The sequence below is a fragment of the Phocaeicola plebeius genome, assembly GCF_003437535.1.
Lineage (GTDB): Bacteria > Bacteroidota > Bacteroidia > Bacteroidales > Bacteroidaceae > Phocaeicola > Phocaeicola plebeius_A.
In genome coordinates this window covers 1-23968 of the sequence record NZ_QSQT01000028.1, presented here as the reverse complement: position 1 = coordinate 23968, position 23968 = coordinate 1, and the positions used below count along the sequence as shown (strand labels likewise).

Here is a 23968-nt window from a genome sequence, read left to right as displayed (position 1 = left end):
GCTTATCGAATATGCGCTATACACTTCCTTAATTTTGCTCTTCCATAGACTTGGCAATACCCATTTCCAGCCCTCTCAGCTCAGCCAGCCCTCTCAGACGGCCCAGACAAGAATAGCCTGGATTGGTCTTCTTCTTCAAGTCGTCAATCATCTGATGACCATGGTCCGGACGCATCGGAATAGACACCTTGCGGCGCTGCTGCATGAGCAGGAAGTTCTTCATCACATGATACATGTCTACGTCACCCTCCAGGTGATTCGCTTCATGGAAGTTGCCTTCTGCATCGCGCTGTGTGCTGCGCAGGTGTACGAAGTTGATGCGGTCGCCCCAACGTTCCATCATGCCGGCCAAGTCGTTCTTGGCACTGACCCCCAGTGAACCAGTGCAAAGACACAAACCGTTGGATTCATTAGGTACGGCTTCCACCAGCTTGCGGAAATCTTCTTCCGTACTCATGATACGCGGCAAGCCCAAAATTGACTGAGGCGGATCATCCGGATGAATCACCAGTTTGACACCTACTTCATCAGCCACCGGACAGATTTCTTTCAGGAAGAAAATCAGGTTGGCACGCAACTGTTCTGCGTCAATATCCTTGTAACGGTCCAGTTCATGCTGGAACTGCTCCAGCGTAAAGCTTTCTTCCGAGCCCGGCAGTCCGGCAATCATGTTACGGGTCAGGCGATGAATTTCTTCTTCGTCCATCTGCTCGTAGCGTGCTTTTGCCTTGGCCTTTTCTTCTTCCGAGTAATCCTTTTCAGCTCCCGGACGTTTCAGGATAAACAAGTCGAAAGCCACAAACGCCGCACGTTCAAAGCGCAGAGCCTTGGAACCGTCGGGCATGGTATAAGCCAAGTCCGTACGTGTCCAGTCGAGCACCGGCATAAAGTTGTAAGTCACAATGTAAATGCCACATTTGGCCAGATTACGCAGACTTTCCTTATAATTCTCGATATACTTCATGAAATCGCCGGTCTGCGTCTTGATATGTTCATGCACCGGCACACTCTCGACCACGCTCCATGTCAAGCCCACTTCTTCAATCATCTGCTTGCGTTTCATGATTTCTTCTACCGTCCAGACTTCGCCGTTCGGAATATGGTGCAGCGCATTGACGATACCCGTAGCACCTGCCTGCTTGATGTCCCACAAAGACACCGGATCGTTCGGGCCGTACCAGCGCCAGGTTTGTTCACATAAATACATAACGTTTCTTTTTAAAGGTTCATACTTCAATTAAATAGAGAAGGCATCAAATCCACCGTCGATGACAGCTACCGTACCTGTCACAAAGTTAGAAGCGTCACTGATCAGGTAGTGAATGGTGCCATACAAATCTTCCGGTTCGCCGAAACGGCCGAACGGAGTGTGAGCCAGAATCGTTCTGGAACGGTCGGTCAGTGAGCCGTCTGGATTAGTCAGCAACGTACGGTTCTGCTCGGTCAAGAAGAAACCCGGAGCAATGGCATTCACACGCAAGCCATCACCAAACTTGATAGCCAATTCGCCTGCCATGTATTTTGTAAAGTTGGCAATGGCTGCTTTTGCTGCACCGTAACCTACTACACGTGTCAACGGACGTAAAGCAGATTCAGAGCAGAAGTTTACGATAGAACCTTTTTTCTGTTTCACCATTACATCGGCAAAGACCATCGTAGGCAATACAGTTCCGAAAAGATTCAAATCGACTACTTTTTTAAAAGCATCTACCTGCAAGTCGAAGAAAGTCTTGTCCGGTGCAATGGTTGCACCAGCCATATTTCCACCAGCAGCATTCAACAAGACGTCAATGCGTCCGTACTTTTCCAGAATGTCTTTCTTGTTCTGTTCCAGCACTTCCTTGTTCATTACGTCTGTATAGAGGAAGGTAGCTTCATGCCCCTGAGCTACAATCTCATCTACCAGTGCTTTACCAGCTTCTTCACTGCGGTCGAGTACGACCATTTTTGCACCTTGTGCAGCCAAATACTTGGAAATACCTTTTCCCAACACACCGGCTCCCCCAGTCATTACAACTACCTTGCCGGCCACGTTAAATAATTCGTTTGCCATAATAATCAGATTTGCAATAAATTGGATACTCTATTATAAAATTGATAATTCTCTTTCAACAGAATGTCTATCGGCAGCAGATTCACCACCTGCGGTTTTTCATCGAACAGCAACAGCCGGCTCAAAGCCTTCACTCCGTTATAGCCCTGGAGTTCCGGACGCTGTGCAATCAGTGCCTGCACATATCCCTCGTTCAGTAACCGCACATTCGGGTCAATCAAATCATAGCCTACCAGCCGAATCTCGTGCTTCTGCCGCTTTTCCAGATAATCTCCCAAAATGTAGCAGGAAGAGTTGAACGTAACCGCTCCACGAATGCCCGGATGATTTCGGAAAGCCTCATCCAACACCTGTTCGTTATGAGCCTCATCGCCTATCCATAAATCTACCTCCACCAGATTCACTTCATAGCCCTGTTGTTTCAGGTATTGCAGGAAACCGGAATAGCGTTTCTGCCCTTGGGTGGACATACTGCCTTTGTCATGCTGAATATGAGCGACCAGAATATCTCCCTGAAAGGCCATGGAAGCCAATAGCATACGGGCTCCAATCTCTCCCCCGGCCACAGAATCCGTGCCATAATAAGCCAGACGGCCTTGCTCTTCTATATCCGAGTCGACATACACATAAGGAATCTCACGCGCATCCAGATGTTCGGAAAGCTGGATGACAGCCTCCTTGAAAAGCGTACCGACAATGACTCCGTCCACCGTTTCAGTCATCTCCTGCAAACGTGAAACAGCCTGCTCAAAGCTGACCTTGCTGTACTGGTCAAAAGTCAGTACGGAAACCTTCACTCCATAGCTTTCCCACTCCTCTTCTGCCCGACGAATGCCATATTCCATCGCACTCCAGTAATCTCCCGGACGGAAATCCGGAATCAGTGCCACCAGATGACACGGCTTCTTCACCGCCAACGAACGCGCTATCAGGTTAGGCCTATACCCTACCTGCTCCATGATTTCCTTCACACGCCGGATGTTTTCTTCCGATACGCGTCCACGGTTATGAATCACTCTGTCCACCGTACCAACCGACACATTCGCCAAGCGGGCAATGTCAGTAAGACGTATGTTTTTATTTTTCTGCATACCACTTCGAAAGAACATGTGTGTGCGGACACGCATTTACTGAAAAAGAAAACGCGTTACCGCGCACACTTCAATAAGAAATATTCTTGATTTCATTGCAAAGAAGGGATTTATTCATGAATTATACAAATGGATTTCTTCTTTTAACAGTTTTTTCAATCATGTATCTAGAGTTTTTCGTTCCTTTGCGCAACTAACACAAACACAATAACATGAACCCAGAAAATCACTACACAGAAAGACTGTCCCTCACTGAAGGACAATTGCAACAGGTAAAGAAGCAAATCTTCCGCATCAGCATGCTACGCCTTGCTTTGTTCATAGCAGGAATAGCAGGACTTTACTTTTTCTTTAATCAAACCACTCTGCTAATTATCTGTATCTGTCTTACCTTCCTTCCGCTCTTTATTTTGGTAAAAATACACAACCGTTTTTTTATCCGCAAAGAATGGCTAGAAACACAGGCACGTATTATACAAGAAGAGCTGCAAGCCCTTTCCGGTGATTACAGTTCTTTTGAGGACGGGAAAGAATACGTCAACCCAGAGCATCCTTATTCATTCGACCTGGATATATTCGGACGACGCTCCCTGTTCCAATCAATCAACCGTACTTGTACTTTTTTCGGAAAAAACCGTCTGGCAAAATGGCTGCAAAACCATCTGCACGAAAAAACTTCCATCGAAAAACGGCAGGAAATGGTACGGGAAATAAGCGAACATACCTTGTTCCGCGAACAGTTCCGCGTGGCAGGACTGGTACACCACGGTCAGTCATCCGATGGCGAAAAAATACAGGCATGGAGTCAGAGTCCTGCACAATACCTGCACGCCGGATGGGTGAAAGCCTTTATCTGGGGAGTACCAGTTATTAACAGCCTCCTGTTGATAACTTCACTGGCAGGATGGACTTCATTTTCCTGGTTGGGACTTTCATTCGGTATCTTCCTGGTTCTTAGCTTTGGAATTATCAAACGGGCCACCTATATACAGGAAACCTACGGAAAACAGTTGAAAAGCCTGAACGGATATGCCCGACTCATCGCTCTAGCAAAAGCAGAAAACTGGAAGTCAGCTGGCATGCAGGAACTGATGGAACGGTTCAACCTGAACGGCCAGTCACCTATACAGGCTTTGCAACAATTATCCAAAGAACTTGACCGGCTGGATTTACGCAACAACCAGTTTCTTTATGTGTTATTGGAAGGAAGCATCTTTTTCCAACTTCAGGAAATCGTCCGCATAGAACGATGGAAAGCACGCTACGGACAGCATATCAGCAAATGGCTGGAGACCGTAGGCGAATTGGATGCCTTATGTTCACTGGGTACCTTTGCCTACAATCATCCGCAATACACCTACCCGGAACTGACAGAAAAGCCTTTCTGCTTTCTGGCCACACAAATGGGGCATCCCCTTATGCCAGCTTCCCAATGCGTGAAAAACGATGCCACCATTCCGTCGCGTCCGTTTTTCCTGATTATTACCGGAGCCAATATGGCCGGAAAAAGCACTTACCTGAGAACTATCGGCGTGAATTACCTGCTGGCCTGTATTGGAGCCCCCGTATGCTGCGAAAGGCTCAAGCTTTACCCGAATCAGCTCATTACCAGCCTGCGCACCTCTGACTCACTTTCCGATAATGAATCATACTTCTTTGCCGAACTGAAACGGTTGAAACGCATTATCGACCTGCTAAATCAAGGACAGCAGCTATTTATTATTCTGGATGAAATATTAAAAGGGACCAACTCCATGGACAAACAAAAAGGATCTTTTGATTTGATCCGTCAGTTTATGCAGCTGAAGGCCAACGGCATTATAGCCACACACGACCTTCTGTTAGGAAGCCTCATCAAACAGTTCCCTGAAGAAATACGGAATTACTGTTTCGAAGCCGATATAAAGGAGAATGAACTGACCTTCTCCTATAAACTGCGCGAAGGAGTGGCTCAAAACATGAACGCCTGTTTCCTGATGAAAAAAATGGGAATTATTCTACAAGAATAAAGATACGAAAACGGCCTTCTAAAAGTATATGGCATACTTTTTAGAAGGCCGTCCTTATCAAGAAAAGTTTATTAATCTTCTACTACCTGGAAATCTTCTTTTCCAACTCCGCAAACCGGGCAAACCCAGTCTTCAGGAATATCTTCAAAAGCTGTACCCGGAGCAATTCCACCTTCTGGATCCCCTACTTCCGGATCGTAAACCCAATCACATACTGTGCAAATGTACTTTTTCATAATCAGTCAGTTTATTAAAACAATAATTAGTATCTATTCTCAGTTTAAAATGATAACAAATATAGAAAGAATTTGTTTAATCTCGTATTTCCAATAACATTTTTTTTAATTCTTCCATTCCTTCGGAAGCCCCTTTCTGAATCACATGTACCGCGCGTCCGGAAGCAATACGTACTTCCTTAGGGTCTATCAGATAGACTGGTACCCCGGAATGTACATAGTTCAGCAAACCGGCAGCGGGATAGACATTCAGCGAAGTACCAATTATCACAAAAATATCTGCTTTATCCACATAATCAATAGCAGTTTCAATCATCGGCACAGCCTCTCCAAACCAGACAATAAAAGGCCGGAACTGCGAGCCATCGGGTGCCTTGTCTCCCATCCGCACCTCATATTCCTCCGGTTTAAGCTCTTTTATAAAACGCGGATTATTGGGCTGAAAGCTGGAAGTCACTTTCGTAAGTTCCCCATGCAGATGAATTACCTCTGTACTCCCTGCACGTTCGTGCAGATTATCCACATTCTGGGTAATCACAGTCACATGAAAATATTTCTCCAACTCTGCTAAAAGTTCATGCCCCCTGTTCGGCTTCACCTCAAGCAGTTGCTTTCTGCGTTCATTGTAAAAATTAATCACTAACTTCGGATTGGCAGCATATCCTTCAGGGGTAGCCACCTGCTCCACCGGATACTGGTCCCAAAGCCCTCCTGCATCGCGAAACGTACTGATTCCACTTTCCGCACTCATGCCGGCTCCTGTCAATACTACCAGATTTTTCATCTTCTTATCCTCCTGATTTTAGATACATTATCATTAAAAAGTTTCATCGTCCAAAAATAAGAAATTTTATCAATCAAAATTCCTCACATTCACAGAAAAAAGATACCTTTGCTCCCCGTTAATCATTTATTAATACAAAATCTGTTTATGGATAAATTTAGCTACGCCATTGGTCTGGGGATTGGCCAAAATCTATTGAGCATGGGTGCTCGTTCAATTGATGTAAATGACTTTGCACAGGCTATCAAAGACGTATTGGAAGGAAACCAAACTGCAATTTCTCACAATGAAGCACGTGAAATCGTCAACAAATATTTCACTGAATTAGAAGAGAAAATGAACGCAGAAAACATAGAAAAGGGAAAGGCTTTCCTGGAAGAAAACAAGAAAAACCCGAACATCGTAACCTTGCCAAGCGGATTGCAATACGAAGTAATCACTGAAGGAAACGGTAAAAAACCGAAAGCAACCGACCGCGTACGTTGCCACTATGAAGGTACATTGATTAACGGAACATTGTTCGACAGCTCTATCAAACGTGGTGAGCCTGCTGTGTTCGGTGTGAACCAGGTAATCAAAGGATGGGTGGAAGCACTGCAACTGATGTCAGAAGGTGCCAAATGGAAACTCTACATTCCGTCAGACCTGGCATACGGCGCACAGGGTGCAGGCGAAATGATTCCGCCGCACAGCACATTGATTTTCGAAGTAGAATTAATTGAAGTATTATAAAAAATAAAGCAAATGAAAAAAGGTACATTCTTTATGATGCTTGCCGCTGCAGCCAGCCTGGCATCATGTACAGCACAGGGACCGAAAGCAAACCTGAAAAGCGATGTAGACTCTTTGTCTTATATGATGGGTGTTACAAACACTCAGGGATTGATGGAATATGTACAGGGTCGTCTGGGAGTAGATTCAGCATACGTAGCAGACTTCATCAAAGGTCTGGAACAAGGCTGCAAGGAAACTGACGCTAAGCAGAAAGCTTATTTGGCAGGTATGCAGATTGGCCAGCAGGTAAGCGGTGACATGTTCGACTACAACAACCGTCAGATCTTTGGACAGGATTCTACTCAGGCTTTGAACAAAGATAACTTCCTGGCTGGATTCATCGCTGCTGTAAAGAAACAGAGCATCGTAACAACTGACTCTGCAAGTGCTTATGTACGTCTGAAAGCAGAATTGATCAAGTCAAAAGCATTGGAAGCTAAATATGCAGACTACAAGAAACAGAATGAAGAATTCCTGGCTAACAACAAGAGCAAGGAAGGTATTCAGACAACTGCCAGCGGTTTGCAGTACAAAATCATCACTAAGGGTACAGGAGCTTTGCCTGCTGACACTTCACGTGTAAAAGTAAACTACAAAGGTACAATGATTGACGGTACTGAATTCGACTCTTCTAAAGAGCCTATTACATTGGCCGTTAACCGTGTAATTCCGGGATGGACTGAAGCACTGAAGATGATGCCAGTAGGTTCTAAATGGGAATTGTATATTCCTCAGGAACTGGGATACGGTGCTCAGGAAGCTGGTAAAATCAAACCTTTCTCTACTCTGATTTTTGAAGTAGAACTGGTAGACATTGAAAAATAATTTCACTGTATAACTGAAACAAAATCCCCGCTTTGTTCAATAAACAAGGCGGGGATTTTTGTTTTTAACTTCAGAGTAAATAATAAAAACAGACTTAGCAAACTACAATTATCAACTAATCCGGCATAAATATGATAAATATTTTACTCTTTTCCACCATTATTGTTTACATTTATCTAATACAGAAAAACTAAAAGAAATATTTTAATAAAATACCGTTGAGCTATTTAATATTTTCATATATTTGCGGGCGATTAAAAAATTCTTAACCTTAAAAGAACATCTTAGATTATGAGAAAAAATCTTAAGCCTGTGGGAGTTATATTATTTACCATAGGTATCATCTCTGGATGGACAGCGACCGCATTCGCTAACATACCCCATCTTCAAATCACTCAACAAGCCTCATCTTGTAAAGGAACAGTAAAAGATGTCATGGGAGAACCCATCATTGGAGCATCCGTCATGGTAGAAGGTACCACAAACGGTGTAATTACCGATTTGGACGGAAATTTCTCTTTATCAAACGTACAAAAGGGAGCCTCTATCATCATTTCTTATATCGGCTATGGAACACAAACCATCAAATGGGATGGGCAACCTTTAAGTATTACATTAAAAGAAGATACAGAAGTACTAGATGAAGTTGTTGTAGTAGGATACGGTACTCAAAAAAAAGTAAACCTAACCGGTTCTGTTGCCTCTGTTAGTACCGATGAAATTAAAGACCGCGTACAAAGCAACGTATTATCAGCAGTACAAGGTACTGTACCTGGTGTTACCGTCATCTCTCGCCCAGGTTCGAGCCCAAGTATCAACTTCCGTGGCCGTGGCAATTTAGGTACATCAGAACCCTTGTATGTCATTGACGGTGCTATCGCGGACGCAACTTTCTTCTCCAACCTCGATCCGAACAGCATTGAATCCATCTCTTTCCTGAAAGATGCAGCCTCTTCTTCTATTTACGGATCACGTGCTGCCTACGGTGTAGTACTCGTCACCACCAAGCAAGGTAAGAAAGAAAAGATGAACGTATCTTACAGCGGCATGGTGGGTGTGAAAATGCCGACCTATCTGCCGGACGTATTGGATTCATGGGATTATGCCAGCCTGCTGAACGAAGCCAAATACAACGAAGACCCGGCTGGAGGTAAACACCAAGCCTACAGCAATGAGGAAATCCAGTGGTTCCGTGACGGTAGCAAACCTGACTATTATCCGAACACTAACTGGGCCGACCTGGTACTTGACAAGCACGTGCTCACCACCCAGCATTCGTTGAACTTCAGTGGTGGAAGCGACAAGGTACGCTTCTTCAGCAGTGCAGGCTACCTCTACAACGACGACTTCATGCCGGGCGTAAGCAACGACCGCTATAACCTAGACCTGAACGTACAAGCAGACATTACCAAATGGCTGACCCTGAAAAGCGGTGTCAAATACATCCGTAACCAATCGGATACCAAACACGGCACCGCATGGATAGCCAACTTTGTGATGGTACCTTCTATCATGGTGGCCCAACAGTCGAACGGAGAATGGGGAAGCATTGCTGGAGGAAAACAGGCCACACAGACCTTCATGAACAACAACCCGTTACGTGCCCTAAGCGACCCCAATTGGTCAAAAAGCACAACTGAAAACTCCATGTACAGTCTGGGATTCGACCTTAAGCCACTCAAAGGACTGACAGTTTCTGGACAGATGGACTACAAGCGCTATGAATACAAAAGCAAAAGCTACACGGGCAACCGCTCTGCTATCAACGATTTCACTACAGGAGAACCTATTCCAGGCACGGAAAGTACCAGCCCGAACTCCATGGCAATGCACTGGATCAGCAACAGCACCATGCTAACTACCCTTACTGCTAAATACGACATGAACTTCGGTAAACATGCTATCAACCTGCTGGCAGGTACGTCATACGAACACTATAACTATGAACGCCTTTACAGCAAGCGTACCGACTTCGTCAGCGACGGACTGGAAGATATAGAGCAGGGAAACGAAGTATCCAAGGAAACTCCGGGAGGAAGTTCCATCATGGAAAGCAAGATGTTGTCCTACTTCGGCCGTGTGAACTACTCCTGGAATGACCGCTATCTACTGGAAGTGAATGTCCGTGCCGACGGTTCTTCCCGCTTCTACAAGGACAATCGTTGGGGTATATTCCCTTCTGTATCTGCCGGATGGCGTATCAGCGAAGAGTCGTTCATGAAACCCGTCACATGGATTAATAACCTGAAGCTCCGTGCCTCTTACGGTACACTAGGAAACATTAACAACGTAGGATACTATGATTATTTCCGTCTGATGTCCAGCGGCAGCAACTACAACTTCAGTGACACAGCTGTGAAAGGTGTTGTGGAAGCACAAATTCCGAACACCTCGCTCGGATGGGAAACGGTGGCTCTGACCGATATTGGTCTTGATCTGGATGTACTAGACAACAAATTAAGTATTTCAGCAGACTATTATATAAAGAATACCAGCGACATCCTGCTTGGTTACAATGTACCGAGAGAAACCGGTATCTGGTCCAATCCCAGCCTGAACCTCGGTAAGGTGCGCAACAAAGGATTCGAAATGTCGGTAACTCACCGCAACCAGATAGGTGATTTCTCTTACTCAATCAGTGCCAACATCGCCACAAACCACAACGAAATCACTGACCTGGCCGGTTCTGACAACATGATACAGAATGCTGGCGACAACATACGCTGGATTTTAAAAGAAGGTGAATCCATCGGCTCCTTCTACGGACTGAAGACCGACGGGCTCTACACACAGGAAGAAATAGACGCAGGCCGCTACTACATTTACGGACGTGCTCCACAAGCAGGTGACATAAAATATGTGCCACAGCGTGAAGGAGTGAAATACGTATGTGACCTGGCAAAAGGCGAGTCCACAGCCAATGCATCCATTACCGACGACGACCGTACTATCATCGGAAAAGATGTGCCCGACTTCACTTACGGTATCAACCTGAGTCTGCAATGGAAGAACTGGGAACTGAGCGCCTTTGGACAGGGTGTTTCCGGTACCAGCGTCGGCTTTGAATCAGAACAGGTGTTCGCTTTCATGCTGAACTCCAACCCGAGAAAATACCACCTGCAGCGCTGGACAGAAGAGAATCCGAATGCTCATGCACCAGTACCTCGTCTGTACGGAGGAACTTCCATGGATGAATACAACAAACATTTCTCTGACAATCAGTTATTCGATTCCGACTACTTCCGTATCAAGACCATGTCACTGGGCTACATGGTCCCGAAAAACGTTGTGAGCAAATGGGGTATCTCTTCCTTGAAACTTTTCCTTACCGGAGAAAATCTCTTCACACTCCGTGCGGACAAAATCATGAAAGACTTCGACCCGGAATCTTCTACCGGACGCGGTATCTCTGCTTTGGGAACCAAATCCATAGCTTTTGGTGTAAACTTATCATTCTAAAACATAATAATCGATTATCATGAAACTCAACTATATCACCTTCTCGGCACTCTTCTGTGCCGCACTAGCTACTTCCTGCGATCTGGAAGTGACCCCACCTTCAGACATCTCTACTGAGACATTCTGGAAAAACGAAAATGATGCCTGGAGCGCTCTGAACGGCGTATACGCACAAATGCCAGGCTTTGACATCTGGGATGAAATGTACACAGACAACGCTCACAGCCATAAGCCTTGGGAAGGTCCTTACGAACTGCTTCAAATGAACGGCATCACAGCCGGAAACGACTTCGGCTACGACTACAGCACCGTGCGCATCGTCAACACCTTCCTGCAGAACATTGATCAATGTGACATGGACGAAACCCTGAAAGCACGAATGAAGGCAGAAGCCCGTTTCTTCCGTGCCTGGAATTATCTCCAACTTGTGACCCGTTTCGGCAAGGCTTACTTATTCGAGGATGTACCAGAATACAATGCTCCCCAAGTACGCTGCAATTCCAAAGAAGATGTACAAGCCTATGTACTGAAGGAACTGGAGGAAATCGCCGAACTCCTACCGGATGAATACAATGGCAACAAATTCTATGAAGCAGGACGTATCACCCGTGCAGCTGCCCTGTCTGTACGTGCACGTGCCGCACTCTATTTCGGGAACTATCCAGAAGCGGAAAAATCAGCCGGATTAGTTATCAGTGAAGGCCACCACGACTTATTCTATGTGACCAGTCTGAATGCTAATCAGCAAAAAGAAGCCCAGGAAATGGAAAAATACATAGACTTCAATCAGCATCCAGAAATCAACAAAGATAAATTCATCAAAGGTATATTCAACTACGAAAACCTGTGGCATGCTGAGAATGCGAATCCACAGAATCCGGAATACATCCTGACCAGAGAATACATGGCCGATGACAACAACAACGACGGCTCACGCTACACTTACATCCGTCCGAGTCAAATGGGCTCCGGCTATTGTTCTTACGAGCCTATGCAAGACTTGGTGGATGCCTATTGGAGCATTGACGGAAAAACGCTACCTACCCCGATTACTCCGGAGCAGCGAATGAGAGCCTATGCGGACATGTGGCAGACCTACTTCTTCACAAAAAATGAAGACACAGGACTCAACGAATCGATAAAACCCGATAAATATCGGGAGAAAGTGGCTACACTGGATATCAAGGCCATCCCCTACATGCAAGAATTCCGCAACCGCGACAGTCGTTTGTACGCTTCCATCCAATTTCCGCTGAAAGGCTGGCAGGAAACTGATTTCCCTGGAGAATATTACTTCATGTGGGACCCGTTGAAAGCAGGTATAGACGGAAATGAGTCATGGACAGGCTACTGCTACCGTAAGATGGTATCGCTCACTCCCTACAAAGGCTACAATAGTGCAGAAGACTATCCGGTGCTCCGCTATGCGGAAGTGCTGCTGACTTACGCCGAAGCACATATCATGACCACAGGATGGGACGAGAAAGTAACTACCGAACTGAACAAGCTACGTGACCGCTGCGGTATGCCGCCTGTACCGACCTCTTTATCCAAGGACGATGCCATTGAGTTTGTACGCAACGAACGTCGCATCGAACTGGCTGGAGAAGGACACCGCTACGAAGATATCCGCCGCTACGGAACAGAGTACTGCGCCAAGGTCATGAATGGCACAACCTATGCCCCATGCGGAGTATATGACTCTCAAAAACAAGCATGGAGCACCACCCCCTATAGAGTAGTAGAAAAAACATGGGATGACCGTTTGATGTGGATGCCAATACCGACTTCTGCTATTGATGTCAATCCACTGCTAAAAGAGGATCAGAATCCTGGATATTAAAGTAACTTTACAAATCACTCATTAAGAGAAAGGCTGCCAATTTGTATTCAGATACAACTCGTCAGCCTTTCTTTATAATAATCAATACTTTACTATAAAATAACAACTCTTATTCTCAAAATGTAACACTATGAAAATGAAACTAGAATGCTTGGCATTGTTTGCCGTATTCTGCCTCCCTTTATGTGCACAACATGTGTATGACATGGCTCGTTTCGGTATTCAACCGGGAAAGAAGAGCAACATGTCTACTCGTATGGAGAAGGCACTTGCAAAAATTAGAAAAGAAGTAAAAGAAGGCAAAGCAGTAACCTTACGCTTTCAAAGCGGGACTTATCATTTCTATCCTGAAGGAGCTGCAGAACGTACTTACTACATCTCCAACCACGACCAGGATAATCCTAAAAGAGTGGGACTGGCACTGGAGGATATGAAATCGCTGACAATAGAAGGAAACGGGGCAGAATTCATCTTCCACGGACAGATGATTCCGGTATCCCTTCTCAGAAGTACAGACTGTACCCTACAAAACTTCAGCATCGATTTTGCCAACCCACACATAGCTCAAGTGGAAATTATAAAAAATGAAGGAGAAAAAGGAATCACCTTTCAACCCGCTCCATGGGTAGAGTACCACCTGACAAAAGACTCAGTTTTCGAAACAAAGGGAGAAGGTTGGAAACTTCGCCCGATGTCGGGTATCGCTTTTGAAAAGGCTAGCCGACATATTGTATACAACACCAGCGACATCAGCTGCCCGACCAAAGGTTGTTCCATGGTAGGAAAGAATTTGATATATGCTCCTAAATGGAAAGACAAACGACTTCCGGCAGGGACTATTGTTGCCATGCGTTCATGGGACCGTCCGACTCCTGGCATTTTCTTGTCACACAACACCCGGACCACAATAAAGAATGTCAAGGTACACTATGCACAAGGTATGGGCCTACTAGCCCAGCTATGTGATGACATCACGATGGATGGTTTTGGTGTATGTTTGAAAGGAGAAAACGACTCCCGCTATTTCACTACTCAGGCCGATGCAACCCATTTTTCTCAATGCAAAGGAAAAATCATCTCTGTCAACGGATTGTATGAAGGCATGATGGACGATGCCATCAATGTACATGGAACCTATCTGAAAGTTCTCCAACAAATTGATGCCCACACCCTCAAAGCACGTTACATGCACGACCAGTCATGGGGATTTGACTGGGGATTTCCCGGCGACAGCGTACAGTTCATCCGTTCACAAACCATGGAACTGCTGGATGGAAAGAATTGTATAGAATGCATTACAGCCTCAGATAAACCAACAGCAGACGGCGCCCGTGAGTTTATCATCCGTTTCAGTCAGCCACTTCCTGAAGCTTTAAACGAACAGACTGACTTCGGCATTGAAAACCTGACATGGACACCAGAGGTTTATTTTGCCGGTAATGCCATCAGCAATAACCGCGCAAGAGGTTCTCTGTTCAGTACACCTAAAAAAACAATCGTAGAAAACAACCTGTTTGACCATACTTCAGGAGCAGCGATTTTGTTGTGTGGTGACTGCAACGGCTGGTATGAAACCGGTGCCTGCCGGGAAGTAATCATCCGTTACAATCGGTTCATTAATGCACTGACCAACATGTTTCAGTTTACCAACGCCGTGATTTCCATTTATCCGGAAATTCCCGATTTGGAGCATCAGGTAAAATATTTCCACGGAGGAAAACCAGGCGCCATCCAGATTACAGACAATGAATTTGATACATTCGATGCACCTATTCTATATGCCAAATCGGTAGACGGATTAATCTTCAAACAAAACAAGATTAAAACGAACAATGCATACAAGCCTTTCCACTGGAATCAAAACCGATTCTTACTGGAGAAAGTAAACCGAGTAGAAATCACTGAGTGACATTGCTTCAAGGAGTACTCAAAGCCTTTTGCACTCAACTTATACCATACAAATAAAGCTGTTCAAAATAAGATTTGAACAGCTTTATTTGTATGGTGATATCCACTTATTTTCAGGCTTTCTTTTCCTTCACATCCCGATGAGCCTCTACCACATTCACCGCATAATCGCCTAACTTCTCACATTCGGCGATAATGTCCATGTAGTGTACACCCATCTGATAATCGTATTTCTTTTCATTGACGTCAATCACATTCTGGTTCTTCAACTGGTTACGATAGTTGTTGATTTCCATCTCGATATTGAACGACTTGTTGACATCCACCTGCTGATGCATGTCTTCCACCAGTGCAATCATCTGTGTCAGGGCATCGTCCGTCAGTTGGAACATCTGTGAGATATGCTCATATTGCGCACCCGTGAAGTCTTCATTTCCACGTCGTTTCCGGTTGATGGTACGGGCCAGATTATAGCAACTGTCGCCAATGCTTTCTATCTCCGTCACCTCGCGGAGCATCCCCCGTATCTGCAGCTTGCTTTCGGAACTTAACCTGCCCTCCGACACCTGCGTAAGATAATTGGCAATCTCCACTTCCATGTTGTCGCTGATATTCTCATACTTCTCAATCCGGCTGAACAGCTTGTTGAAATCATTTTCATTCTCCGTATGCAACAAGTCACGCACCATGCGGAACATACGCTGTATGCGTTCGGCAAACAGATTGATTTCCTTCCGTGCCTGAAGGATAGACAACTCTGCCGTAGAAAGCATGCCCCCCGTAATGAACTGCAAGCGGTATTCTTCCTCCTGCTCTTTCTGGGGAACAATCTTGCAGACCGTTTTCTCGATAAGATGTACGAACCATATCAGAATCAGCACATTGCAGACGTTGAAGCAAGTGTGGAACGCAGACAATTTGAAAGAGACAGCCACCCCGTCGGCCTCACTTACCTTCATAAAATCGGAAATAATCCAGTCTACCATCGACAAGAAAGGCTCAAACAACATCAGTACCCAGATTACACCGAACACATTAAACATCAGATGAGCCATTGCCGCCCGGCGTGCCTGCGTATTGGCAGTCAAGGCCGCCAGGTTGGCCGTAATCGTGGTTCCTATATTTTCTCCCAGCACCAAAGCGGCTCCCAGTTCAAAACTAATCCATCCGTTGGCACACATAATCAACGTAATGGCCATGGTAGCCGCCGAAGCCTGTACAATCATGGTCAGTACAGTACCAATCAGGACGAACAGCAGGACAGAAAAAAAGCCCATGTCCGTATAATTCTGAACAAAGGCCAGCATATCCGGATTCTGACTGAGGTCCGGAGCGTTCGTCTTCAGGAGATTCAATCCCATGAACAGAAATGCAAACCCGAAGATAAACTCACCCACAGATTTACGTGAACTTTTTTGAGAGAAAAGCAGTGGAATACCAATCGCCAGAAGCGGCAGAGAAAATGCAGATATATCTACTTTAAAACCGAGAGCTGAAATAATCCACGCCGTCACCGTGGTTCCGATATTCGCTCCCATAATCACCCCGATAGACTGAGAAAGCGTCAGCAAGCCGGCGTTTACAAAGCTGACCACCATTACTGTTGTAGCAGAAGAGGACTGAATCAGAGCGGTAATCAACATACCTGTCAGCACCCCCGTCACACGGTTCGTGGTCATTGCGGTTAAAATACTACGAAGGCGGTCGCCCGCAAACTTCTGAAGTCCCTCACTCATGATTTTCATTCCATAAAGGAACAGCGCCAGTGATCCAAGAAGCGCTAAAAAATCATAAAAAGAATATTCCATTTGTAATTAGTTAAGTTGGAAAGAGGCTTTTAATTGTTTAATGAGTAAATTAACTGCCTATTCACAAGGTTAGTAACACATATTACATTTATGCTACAAATATATTGCAAAAATAATAATTCGACAAGAGAATTCCCGGAGGGAAGCTCACTTTTGGATATTTATAACGGTTTTAATCTGGCCATGCCCTACGGTCCGGTCAGTGCCAAAGTCAACAATAAGGTAGAGAGTCTCGACTTCCGGGTGTACTACAATAAAGACATTGAATTTCTTGACATTACCAGCTCTTCCGGTATGCGAACTTATGTCCGTTCGCTCTTTTTCATCCTGGTCAAAGCGGTAGAAGAGCTCTATCCGCAAGGCAGTATTTCACTGGAACATCCCATCTCAAAGGGATATTTCTGCAAACTGCATATCGACCGTACCATCGGACTGGATGACGTGCAGCGCATCAAACAGAAAATGCAGGAAATCATCGCGGCCGATATTCCCTACACACGCACTGAAAGTCACACGGAGGAAGTGGTTCGTCTGTTCGAAAAACGAGGGATGATGGATAAGGCACGACTGTTGGACACTTACGGTCAGCTTTATTCTTACTACTATCAATTGGGCGACACGGTGGACTGTTATTATAGCAGCCTGGTACCCAGTACAGGATACATCCGCCTGTTCGACATTGTGAAATACTACGACGGACTGTTGCTGCGTATCCCCAGCCGTGAAAACCCGACCAAACTGGAAGAAGTGGTGAAGCAGGAAAAAATGCTGGAAGTGTTTCAGGAATACCATCGCTGGAACCAGATTCTGGGCATCAGCACGGTAGGCGACCTGAACGTGGCCTGCAACGAAGGTCATGCCACCGACCTGATAAATGTGTCGGAGGCCTTGCAAGAAAAAAAGATTGCCCAGATAGCCGATGAGATTACCCACCGCGACCAAGACGGGAAACGGGTAAAGCTCGTGCTTATATCCGGTCCGTCTTCTTCCGGAAAAACCACCTTCAGCAAGCGGCTGAGCATCCAGCTTATGACCAACGGCCTGAAGCCTTACCCCATTTCACTGGATGACTATTTCGTCAACCGGAACGATACCCCGCTGGATGAAAACGGCAAACACGACTTCGAATCGCTGTATGCCGTAGACCTCCCTTTCTTTGAAGAACAGCTGAGCACCCTGCTCAACGGAGGAGAAGTGGAACTGCCACGCTACAACTTCACCACCGGAAAACGAGAGATGAGCGGCAAGAAACTCCGGATAGACGAACACATGATACTGATTATTGAAGGTATTCATGCACTGAATCCGGCACTGACCCCGCACATTCCCAACGAGAACAAATACAAGGTGTACGTGTCGGCACTCACCACCATCCTGCTGGACAACCATAATTACATTCCTACCACCGACAACCGCCTGCTGCGACGTATCATCCGTGATTACAAGTACCGGAACTATTCGGCAGAAGAAACCATCGCACGCTGGCCAAGTGTACGGGAAGGAGAAGAAAAATGGATTTTCCCCTACCAGGAAAATGCCGATGCTATGTTCAACTCGGCCCTGCTGTTCGAACTGGCTGTATTAAAAGACTACGTGGAACCCGTTTTGCGCAAGGTGCCCAACCGTTGTCCGGAATACTCCGAAGCACACCGTCTGCTCCGCTTCCTGAACTATTTTGTTTCCGTACAAGATAAGGAATTGCCCCCTACTTCCCTGCTACGAGAGTTCTTAGGCGGCAGCAGTTTCCAATATTAAAAATTTTGCCTTTTTCTTTGAAGTTCATTTTAATTATTATTTTTGCACGCTGTTAACTCAAGACAACAATAAAAATGGTACAAGGTTCACGTCAGGTACAGACACAGGCACAACAACAAGTACAGACCCTGTCTCCTCAACAGATACTGGCTGTCAAGTTGCTGGAACTTCCGACTCTGGAGTTGGAAGAACGGATTCACGCTGAATTGCTGGATAATCCGGCACTCGAAGAAGGAAAAGAAACTTCCGACGCTTCCGATGCCCTCAATGATGAGTACAATACGACTGACCAAGACGGAGAACCTAATACCGATTCAGGTGAGGACATCGAGCTGGGTGATTACCGCACGGAAGACGATATTCCGGATTACAAATTGCAGGAGAACAACCGCTCCAAAGAAGACCGGGCGGAAGACATTCCTTTCTCAGACAACGTATCTTTCTACGAAACGCTGAAAGAACAGCTCGACATGCAACACCTTACTCCGGAACAGAAGCAATTAGGTGAATACCTTATCGGCTCACTTGATGACGACGGACTGCTGCGTAAATCCACTGAAACGATTCTCGATGAACTGGCTATTTACCAGGGAGTCTACACTTCCGCAGAAGAGCTGGAGCATGTGCTCTCAGTGATTCAGGACTTTGACCCTGCCGGCATCGGTGCCAGAAGTCTGCAAGAGTGTCTGCTCATCCAGATTCGCCGGAAAGAAGATTCTCCGCTCAAGCAGATTGAGCTGGACATCATCGGAAAGTGCTGTGAGGACTTCACCCGCAAAAATAAAGACAAGATTATTCAGAAACTGAATATTACAGAAGAACAATATAATGCGGCTGCCGCCGAACTGACCAAGCTGAATCCGCGTCCGGGAAGTTCCATGGGAGAAGCCATCGGGAAAAACCTGCAACAGATTATCCCTGATTTTCTGGTAGAGACGGAAGACGACGGCACGATTAACCTCAGCCTCAACAACCGGAACGTGCCGGAACTGAGGCTGAGCCGGGAATTTACCGAGCTGCTGGACGAACACACCCGCAACAAGCAGAACCAGAGCAAAGAATCAAAAGATGCCCTGATATTCCTCAAGCAGAAGGTAGATGCGGCACAAGGATTCATCAACGCCGTGAAACAACGCCAGCAAACGCTGCTCAGCACCATGCAGGCCATCATCGACTTGCAACGCCCGTTCTTCGAAGAAGGGGACGAGTCTCTGCTTCGTCCGATGATTCTGAAAGACGTGGCTGAACGTACAAAGCTGGACATCTCCACCATTTCCCGTGTGAGCAACAGCAAATATGTACAGACCAACTACGGCATTTACCCGTTGAAATTCTTCTTCAGCGATGGCTACACGACTGAAAACGGTGAAGAACTGTCCGTCCGTGAAATCAAGCGCATCCTGAAAGAATGCGTGGCCAGTGAGAACAAGGAAAAGCCTTACACTGACGATGAGCTGGCCGATATGCTGAAGGAAAAAGGATACCCCATTGCCCGCCGCACTGTGGCCAAGTACCGCCAGCAGTTGAATATCCCCGTAGCAAGATTAAGAAGATAACATATTGATATGGAAGAAACCAGTATCCCCGATGAACTGACTTATCATGAACCCGCTCCCCACCATGCTGGGGAACCCCGCGATGCCCTGTTTATGACTGCCCGCATCGTATCGCTCATCTTTACGCCGTTCATGGTACCGTTTGTGGCATTCTGCCTGCTTTTTTTCTTTACTTATCTGAACATCATGCCCCTGCAGTACAAACTGATGGTTTTAGGGCTGGTGTATTGCTTCACCATCCTGCTACCGATGCTGGGCATCTATCTGTTTCAGAAAATCAACGGCTGGACACTCCACGAACTGGGACACCGCGAAAAGCGTTTTATCCCTTACGGAATGACCATACTGAGCTACATGGCCTGCCTGCTGACGATGTATCGCATACACCTGCCACGCTATATGAGCGGCATCATCGTAGCCACCCTGATTTGCATGGTCATCTGCACAGTCATCAACACACGCTGGAAAATCAGCACCCACATGGCCAGCAGCGGCATGATGGTGGGCGGATTACTGTCCTACAGCTTCATCTTCCAGTTCAATCCAGTGGAATGGCTCTGCTTCTTCATCCTGCTTGCCGGCATGTTAGGTTCAGCCCGCATCATCGTCAAGCAACATACTTTAAATGAAGTGACAGGCGGGTTTTTCGTCGGTTTATTTTGTGGTATCACGGGAATTTTGTTTATTTGAAAACTGATTATCTTAAACTTTAAATTTATTCAATATGGAATTCCCGACTAACATCAAGTACACCAACGAACACGAATGGATTCGTTTGGAAGGCGACACTGCCTATGTAGGTATCACAGACTATGCACAGCAACAGCTGGGCGACATCGTTTTCATCGACGTAACCACAGAAGGTGAAACGCTGGATAAAGGCGAAGTATTCGGTACCATCGAGGTAGTGAAAACAGTTTCAGACCTGTTCCTCCCCATCGGAGGCGAGATTCTGGAAGTCAACCCGCAACTGGAAGAACATCCGGAACTGGTAAACCAGGATCCTTACGGCGAAGGCTGGATTATCAAGCTGAAACCTACGGATGCCAGCGAACTGGACGATCTGCTGGACGCTGCAGGCTACAAAGAGATTATTAACGAATAACTAAAATAAAAACAACGAATGAAGCCAATTGTAAGTATCATTATGGGCAGTACTTCTGACCTTCCAGTAATGGAAAAGGCCGCCAAGCTGCTCGATGAAATGCAAGTCCCGTTTGAAATGAATGCCCTGTCGGCTCACCGCACTCCTGCTGAAGTAGAGAAGTTTGCGAAAGAAGCTGCCGGACGTGGCATCAAGGTAATCATCGCGGCTGCCGGAATGGCTGCTGCACTGCCGGGAGTAATTGCAGCCAACACCACCCTTCCGGTTATTGGAGTGCCTGTAAAAGGTTCTGTACTCGACGGTGTAGACGCACTCTACTCTATCATCCAGATGCCTCCCGGAATACCTGTGGCTACAGTAGCCATCAACGGTGCCATGAATGCTGCGATCCTGGCCGTACAGATGCTGGCCCTGAGCGATGCAGAACTGGCTCAAAAGTTTGCAGCTTACAAGGAAGGTTTGAAAAACAAAATCGTAAAAGCCAACGAAGAGTTGAAAGAAGTCAAATACGCTTATAAGACAAACTAACTGAATGAATTACTTCAACTATTCTCGCCGACAGGCGAACGAGGTATATGTAGGCGCCACTCCTATGGGTGGCGCTTATCCTATCCGTATACAGAGTATGACGAATACCGTCACCATGGATACAGAAGCTTGTGTGGAACAGGCCAAGCGTATCATTGAGGCGGGAGGAGAATACGTACGTCTCACCACACAAGGAGTACGTGAAGCAGAGAACCTGCAACATATCAATGCATCTCTGCGTGCCCAGGGATACCAGACTCCTTTAGTGGCCGATGTACATTTCAATCCGAAAGTAGCCGAGGTAGCGGCCTTGTACGCTGAGAAGGTACGTATCAACCCAGGCAACTATGTAGATGCTGCCCGCACCTTCAAGCAACTGGAGTATACGGATGAAGAGTATGCAAAAGAAATCCAGAAGATACGCGACCGTTTCATCCCCTTCCTGAACATCTGTAAGGAAAATCACACAGCCATCCGCATCGGAGTGAACCACGGTTCGCTGTCCGACCGCATCATGTCGCGCTACGGAGATACTCCGGAAGGCATGGTAGAATCGTGCATGGAGTTCCTGCGCATCTGTGTGGAACAGAATTTCATGAACGTGGTCATCTCTATCAAGGCTTCCAATACGGTCATCATGGTACGCACCGTCCGCCTGCTGGTAGAACAGATGGAAAAAGAAAATATGGCCTTCCCGCTCCACTTAGGAGTGACAGAAGCCGGTGACGGAGAAGACGGCCGTATCAAATCAGCCTTGGGTATCGGTGCCCTGCTGTGCGACGGACTGGGTGACACCATCCGCGTATCACTGAGTGAAGCGCCCGAAGCAGAAATTCCCGTAGCCCGCAAACTGGTAGATTATGTATTGAAACGCGAAGGACATCCCTATATTCCAGCTACCGAAGCTCCGGAATTCAACTACACGCACCCCAGCCGAAGAGAAACCGTAGCCATAGGTAACATCGGAGGCGACCAGCTTCCGGTAGTCATCTCAGCCCGTCTGAACAACGACCTGGAAGTAAGCGAACAGTTCAAGCCCGACTATCTGTACTGTGGCCAACGCTTGCCAGAAAACCGCAGAGCAGACATCGGTTATATTGTGGATGCCTGTGCATGGGAAGGCAGCGAGCACACCTATCCGGCTTTCAACTACCAGCAGTTGATTGAACTGCATCACCATCCAGCCAAAATGAAGTTCCTCTTTACTTCTTATTTAGGACTGAATGAAGAGGTAATGGCTTGCCTGCGTCTGCATCCGGAAGTGGTCATCGTAGCTCAAAGCAACCACTACAACCGCTTAGGTGAGTTCCGTGCATTGGCACATCAGCTGATGAACCAGGGACTGAAAAACCCGCTAGTATTCTTCCAGCTTTATCAGGAAACCGAAACAGAGGATTTGCAAATCAAGTCGGCTGCCGACATGGGTGCCCTGATTATCGACGGTCTGTGCGACGGTATCCTGCTCTACAACCACGGCAACCAAATCAGTAACCTGAAAGTGGACGAAACCGCCTTCGGTATCCTGCAGGCAGGACGTATCCGCACTTCCAAAACCGAATACATCTCTTGCCCGGGCTGCGGACGTACATTGTACGACTTAGAATCAACCATTGCCCGCATCAAGGCTGCTACGGCTCACCTCAAGGGACTGAAAATCGGTATCATGGGCTGTATCGTCAATGGCCCGGGTGAAATGGCCGATGCCGACTATGGCTATGTAGGTGCCGGAAGAGGCAAAATCAGTCTGTACAAAAAGAAGGAATGTATTGAAAAGAACATTCCGGAAGAACAGGCTGTAGAAAAACTGATTGAGCTGATTAAGGCAAACGGAGATTATAAAGACTGATTCTCTGGCTCAGATATACAAAACCGTCTGCATGGATCTTGATTTTTTCCAAGGCATGCAGACGGTTTTGTTTTATGCAGAATAAGAGTAAAATATGCTATAAAGTACTTATTTTCTTTTGAGTTCCCCTTAAATACACGAAGCCCACGAAAATCATCTCACCAGAGACTTTTTCTTAATATAATTGTCCTTTTATTGCTGTAAAAGTATATGTTTCTGTTTCCAAGTCTAAAACTATCTGAACTGTTATATTTTCTTTTGAAGGATATCCATTGGGGTACCCACCTAAATAATGGGTAGCATTAAAATTAATATTATATGTACATCCTTCATTATGCATATTCCGGCGGATACCCGTTCAGCATTTCCGGTGATATCCGTTCAGTCC

At 46.2% G+C, this 23968-nt stretch carries 18 protein-coding genes; 12 read left to right on the top strand and 6 right to left on the bottom strand.

The features are described 5' to 3' along the window. Window positions 1-28 precede the first annotated feature (28 nt). From uxuA to DXD04_RS13170, 3 genes are read right to left on the bottom strand one after another with little or no spacing between them, the layout of a single operon-like run. The gene (uxuA, locus tag DXD04_RS13180) at window positions 29-1207 is read right to left on the bottom strand and encodes a mannonate dehydratase (RefSeq protein WP_117673718.1); all 1179 of its coding nucleotides are present in this window, start codon (window positions 1205-1207) and stop codon (window positions 29-31) included. Between the two features lie 30 nt (window positions 1208-1237). Then, on the bottom strand, window positions 1238-2053 hold the full coding sequence (locus tag DXD04_RS13175) for an SDR family oxidoreductase (protein ID WP_007564241.1): 816 nt from the start codon (window positions 2051-2053) through the stop codon (window positions 1238-1240). Between the two features lie 5 nt (window positions 2054-2058). After that, entirely contained in the window at window positions 2059-3144 is a 1086-nt protein-coding gene (locus DXD04_RS13170; RefSeq protein WP_117673732.1) for a LacI family DNA-binding transcriptional regulator, read from the bottom strand. A gap of 212 nt (window positions 3145-3356) precedes the next feature. On the opposite strand from DXD04_RS13170, the gene DXD04_RS13165 reads away from it, so the two are divergent. After that, window positions 3357-5153, top strand: a complete 1797-nt coding sequence (locus DXD04_RS13165; RefSeq protein ID WP_117673717.1) for a MutS family DNA mismatch repair protein — start codon at window positions 3357-3359, stop codon at window positions 5151-5153. A 71-nt stretch (window positions 5154-5224) separates the two neighbouring features. Here the strand turns inward: DXD04_RS13165 and rd are convergent, their stop codons facing one another. After that, window positions 5225-5389: a rubredoxin gene (rd, locus tag DXD04_RS13160; RefSeq protein ID WP_022054538.1), complete on the bottom strand. Its 165-nt coding sequence runs from the start codon at window positions 5387-5389 to the stop codon at window positions 5225-5227. A 76-nt stretch (window positions 5390-5465) separates the two neighbouring features. Continuing rightward, window positions 5466-6173: an SIR2 family NAD-dependent protein deacylase gene (locus DXD04_RS13155; RefSeq protein ID WP_117673716.1), complete on the bottom strand. Its 708-nt coding sequence runs from the start codon at window positions 6171-6173 to the stop codon at window positions 5466-5468. Between the two features lie 147 nt (window positions 6174-6320). Here DXD04_RS13155 and DXD04_RS13150 point away from each other — a divergent pair, with 147 nt between their 5' ends. From DXD04_RS13150 to DXD04_RS13130, 5 genes are all read left to right on the top strand, one after another. Continuing rightward, a complete protein-coding gene (locus DXD04_RS13150) occupies window positions 6321-6905 on the top strand; it encodes a BamJ family beta-barrel-assembly machinery protein (RefSeq protein ID WP_117673715.1) in 585 nt (194 codons plus the stop codon). A 12-nt stretch (window positions 6906-6917) separates the two neighbouring features. Continuing rightward, complete coding sequence (locus DXD04_RS13145; protein ID WP_022054535.1) at window positions 6918-7772, top strand: BamJ family beta-barrel-assembly machinery protein; 855 nt, start codon at window positions 6918-6920, stop codon at window positions 7770-7772. A gap of 291 nt (window positions 7773-8063) precedes the next feature. Then, window positions 8064-11231 (top strand): SusC/RagA family TonB-linked outer membrane protein, encoded by a 3168-nt coding sequence (locus tag DXD04_RS13140; RefSeq protein ID WP_117673714.1) that lies wholly within the window; start codon window positions 8064-8066, stop codon window positions 11229-11231. A 19-nt stretch (window positions 11232-11250) separates the two neighbouring features. Continuing rightward, window positions 11251-13074, top strand: a complete 1824-nt coding sequence (locus tag DXD04_RS13135; protein ID WP_117673713.1) for a RagB/SusD family nutrient uptake outer membrane protein — start codon at window positions 11251-11253, stop codon at window positions 13072-13074. 130 nt (window positions 13075-13204) lie between these two features. Next, the gene (locus tag DXD04_RS13130) at window positions 13205-14983 is read left to right on the top strand and encodes an alpha-1,3-galactosidase-related protein (protein WP_117673712.1); all 1779 of its coding nucleotides are present in this window, start codon (window positions 13205-13207) and stop codon (window positions 14981-14983) included. Window positions 14984-15095: 112 nt separating this feature from the next. Here the strand turns inward: DXD04_RS13130 and DXD04_RS13125 are convergent, their stop codons facing one another. Further along, on the bottom strand, window positions 15096-16790 hold the full coding sequence (locus DXD04_RS13125) for a Na/Pi cotransporter family protein (RefSeq protein ID WP_117673711.1): 1695 nt from the start codon (window positions 16788-16790) through the stop codon (window positions 15096-15098). Between the two features lie 81 nt (window positions 16791-16871). On the opposite strand from DXD04_RS13125, the gene DXD04_RS13120 reads away from it, so the two are divergent. From DXD04_RS13120 to DXD04_RS13095, 6 genes are all read left to right on the top strand, one after another. Then, entirely contained in the window at window positions 16872-18545 is a 1674-nt protein-coding gene (locus DXD04_RS13120) for a nucleoside kinase (RefSeq protein ID WP_181977485.1), read from the top strand. A gap of 74 nt (window positions 18546-18619) precedes the next feature. Beyond that, window positions 18620-20101, top strand: a complete 1482-nt coding sequence (rpoN, locus tag DXD04_RS13115; RefSeq protein ID WP_117673709.1) for an RNA polymerase factor sigma-54 — start codon at window positions 18620-18622, stop codon at window positions 20099-20101. A 93-nt stretch (window positions 20102-20194) separates the two neighbouring features. Next, window positions 20195-20791 (top strand): hypothetical protein, encoded by a 597-nt coding sequence (locus DXD04_RS13110; RefSeq protein WP_117673731.1) that lies wholly within the window; start codon window positions 20195-20197, stop codon window positions 20789-20791. A gap of 34 nt (window positions 20792-20825) precedes the next feature. Then, the gene (gene gcvH / locus DXD04_RS13105; protein ID WP_007564194.1) at window positions 20826-21206 is read left to right on the top strand and encodes a glycine cleavage system protein GcvH; all 381 of its coding nucleotides are present in this window, start codon (window positions 20826-20828) and stop codon (window positions 21204-21206) included. Window positions 21207-21224: 18 nt separating this feature from the next. Continuing rightward, the gene (purE, locus tag DXD04_RS13100) at window positions 21225-21734 is read left to right on the top strand and encodes a 5-(carboxyamino)imidazole ribonucleotide mutase (protein ID WP_117673708.1); all 510 of its coding nucleotides are present in this window, start codon (window positions 21225-21227) and stop codon (window positions 21732-21734) included. Between the two features lie 4 nt (window positions 21735-21738). After that, window positions 21739-23580 (top strand): 4-hydroxy-3-methylbut-2-en-1-yl diphosphate synthase, encoded by a 1842-nt coding sequence (locus DXD04_RS13095; protein WP_117673707.1) that lies wholly within the window; start codon window positions 21739-21741, stop codon window positions 23578-23580. The last annotated feature ends 388 nt before the right edge of the window (window positions 23581-23968 follow it).

Bases quoted from the DNA above. Each gene is read 5' to 3' on its own strand.
- uxuA (WP_117673718.1), bottom strand. From the start codon at position 1,207: ATGTATTTATGTGAACAAACCTGGCGCTGGTACGGCCCGAACGATCCG.
- DXD04_RS13175 (WP_007564241.1), bottom strand. From the start codon at position 2,053: ATGGCAAACGAATTATTTAACGTGGCCGGCAAGGTAGTTGTAATGACT.
- DXD04_RS13170 (WP_117673732.1), bottom strand. From the start codon at position 3,144: ATGCAGAAAAATAAAAACATACGTCTTACTGACATTGCCCGCTTGGCG.
- DXD04_RS13165 (WP_117673717.1), top strand. From the start codon at position 3,357: ATGAACCCAGAAAATCACTACACAGAAAGACTGTCCCTCACTGAAGGA.
- rd (WP_022054538.1), bottom strand. From the start codon at position 5,389: ATGAAAAAGTACATTTGCACAGTATGTGATTGGGTTTACGATCCGGAA.
- DXD04_RS13155 (WP_117673716.1), bottom strand. From the start codon at position 6,173: ATGAAAAATCTGGTAGTATTGACAGGAGCCGGCATGAGTGCGGAAAGT.
- DXD04_RS13150 (WP_117673715.1), top strand. From the start codon at position 6,321: ATGGATAAATTTAGCTACGCCATTGGTCTGGGGATTGGCCAAAATCTA.
- DXD04_RS13145 (WP_022054535.1), top strand. From the start codon at position 6,918: ATGAAAAAAGGTACATTCTTTATGATGCTTGCCGCTGCAGCCAGCCTG.
- DXD04_RS13140 (WP_117673714.1), top strand. From the start codon at position 8,064: ATGAGAAAAAATCTTAAGCCTGTGGGAGTTATATTATTTACCATAGGT.
- DXD04_RS13135 (WP_117673713.1), top strand. From the start codon at position 11,251: ATGAAACTCAACTATATCACCTTCTCGGCACTCTTCTGTGCCGCACTA.
- DXD04_RS13130 (WP_117673712.1), top strand. From the start codon at position 13,205: ATGAAAATGAAACTAGAATGCTTGGCATTGTTTGCCGTATTCTGCCTC.
- DXD04_RS13125 (WP_117673711.1), bottom strand. From the start codon at position 16,790: ATGGAATATTCTTTTTATGATTTTTTAGCGCTTCTTGGATCACTGGCG.
- rpoN (WP_117673709.1), top strand. From the start codon at position 18,620: ATGGTACAAGGTTCACGTCAGGTACAGACACAGGCACAACAACAAGTA.
- DXD04_RS13110 (WP_117673731.1), top strand. From the start codon at position 20,195: ATGACTGCCCGCATCGTATCGCTCATCTTTACGCCGTTCATGGTACCG.
- gcvH (WP_007564194.1), top strand. From the start codon at position 20,826: ATGGAATTCCCGACTAACATCAAGTACACCAACGAACACGAATGGATT.
- purE (WP_117673708.1), top strand. From the start codon at position 21,225: ATGAAGCCAATTGTAAGTATCATTATGGGCAGTACTTCTGACCTTCCA.
- DXD04_RS13095 (WP_117673707.1), top strand. From the start codon at position 21,739: ATGAATTACTTCAACTATTCTCGCCGACAGGCGAACGAGGTATATGTA.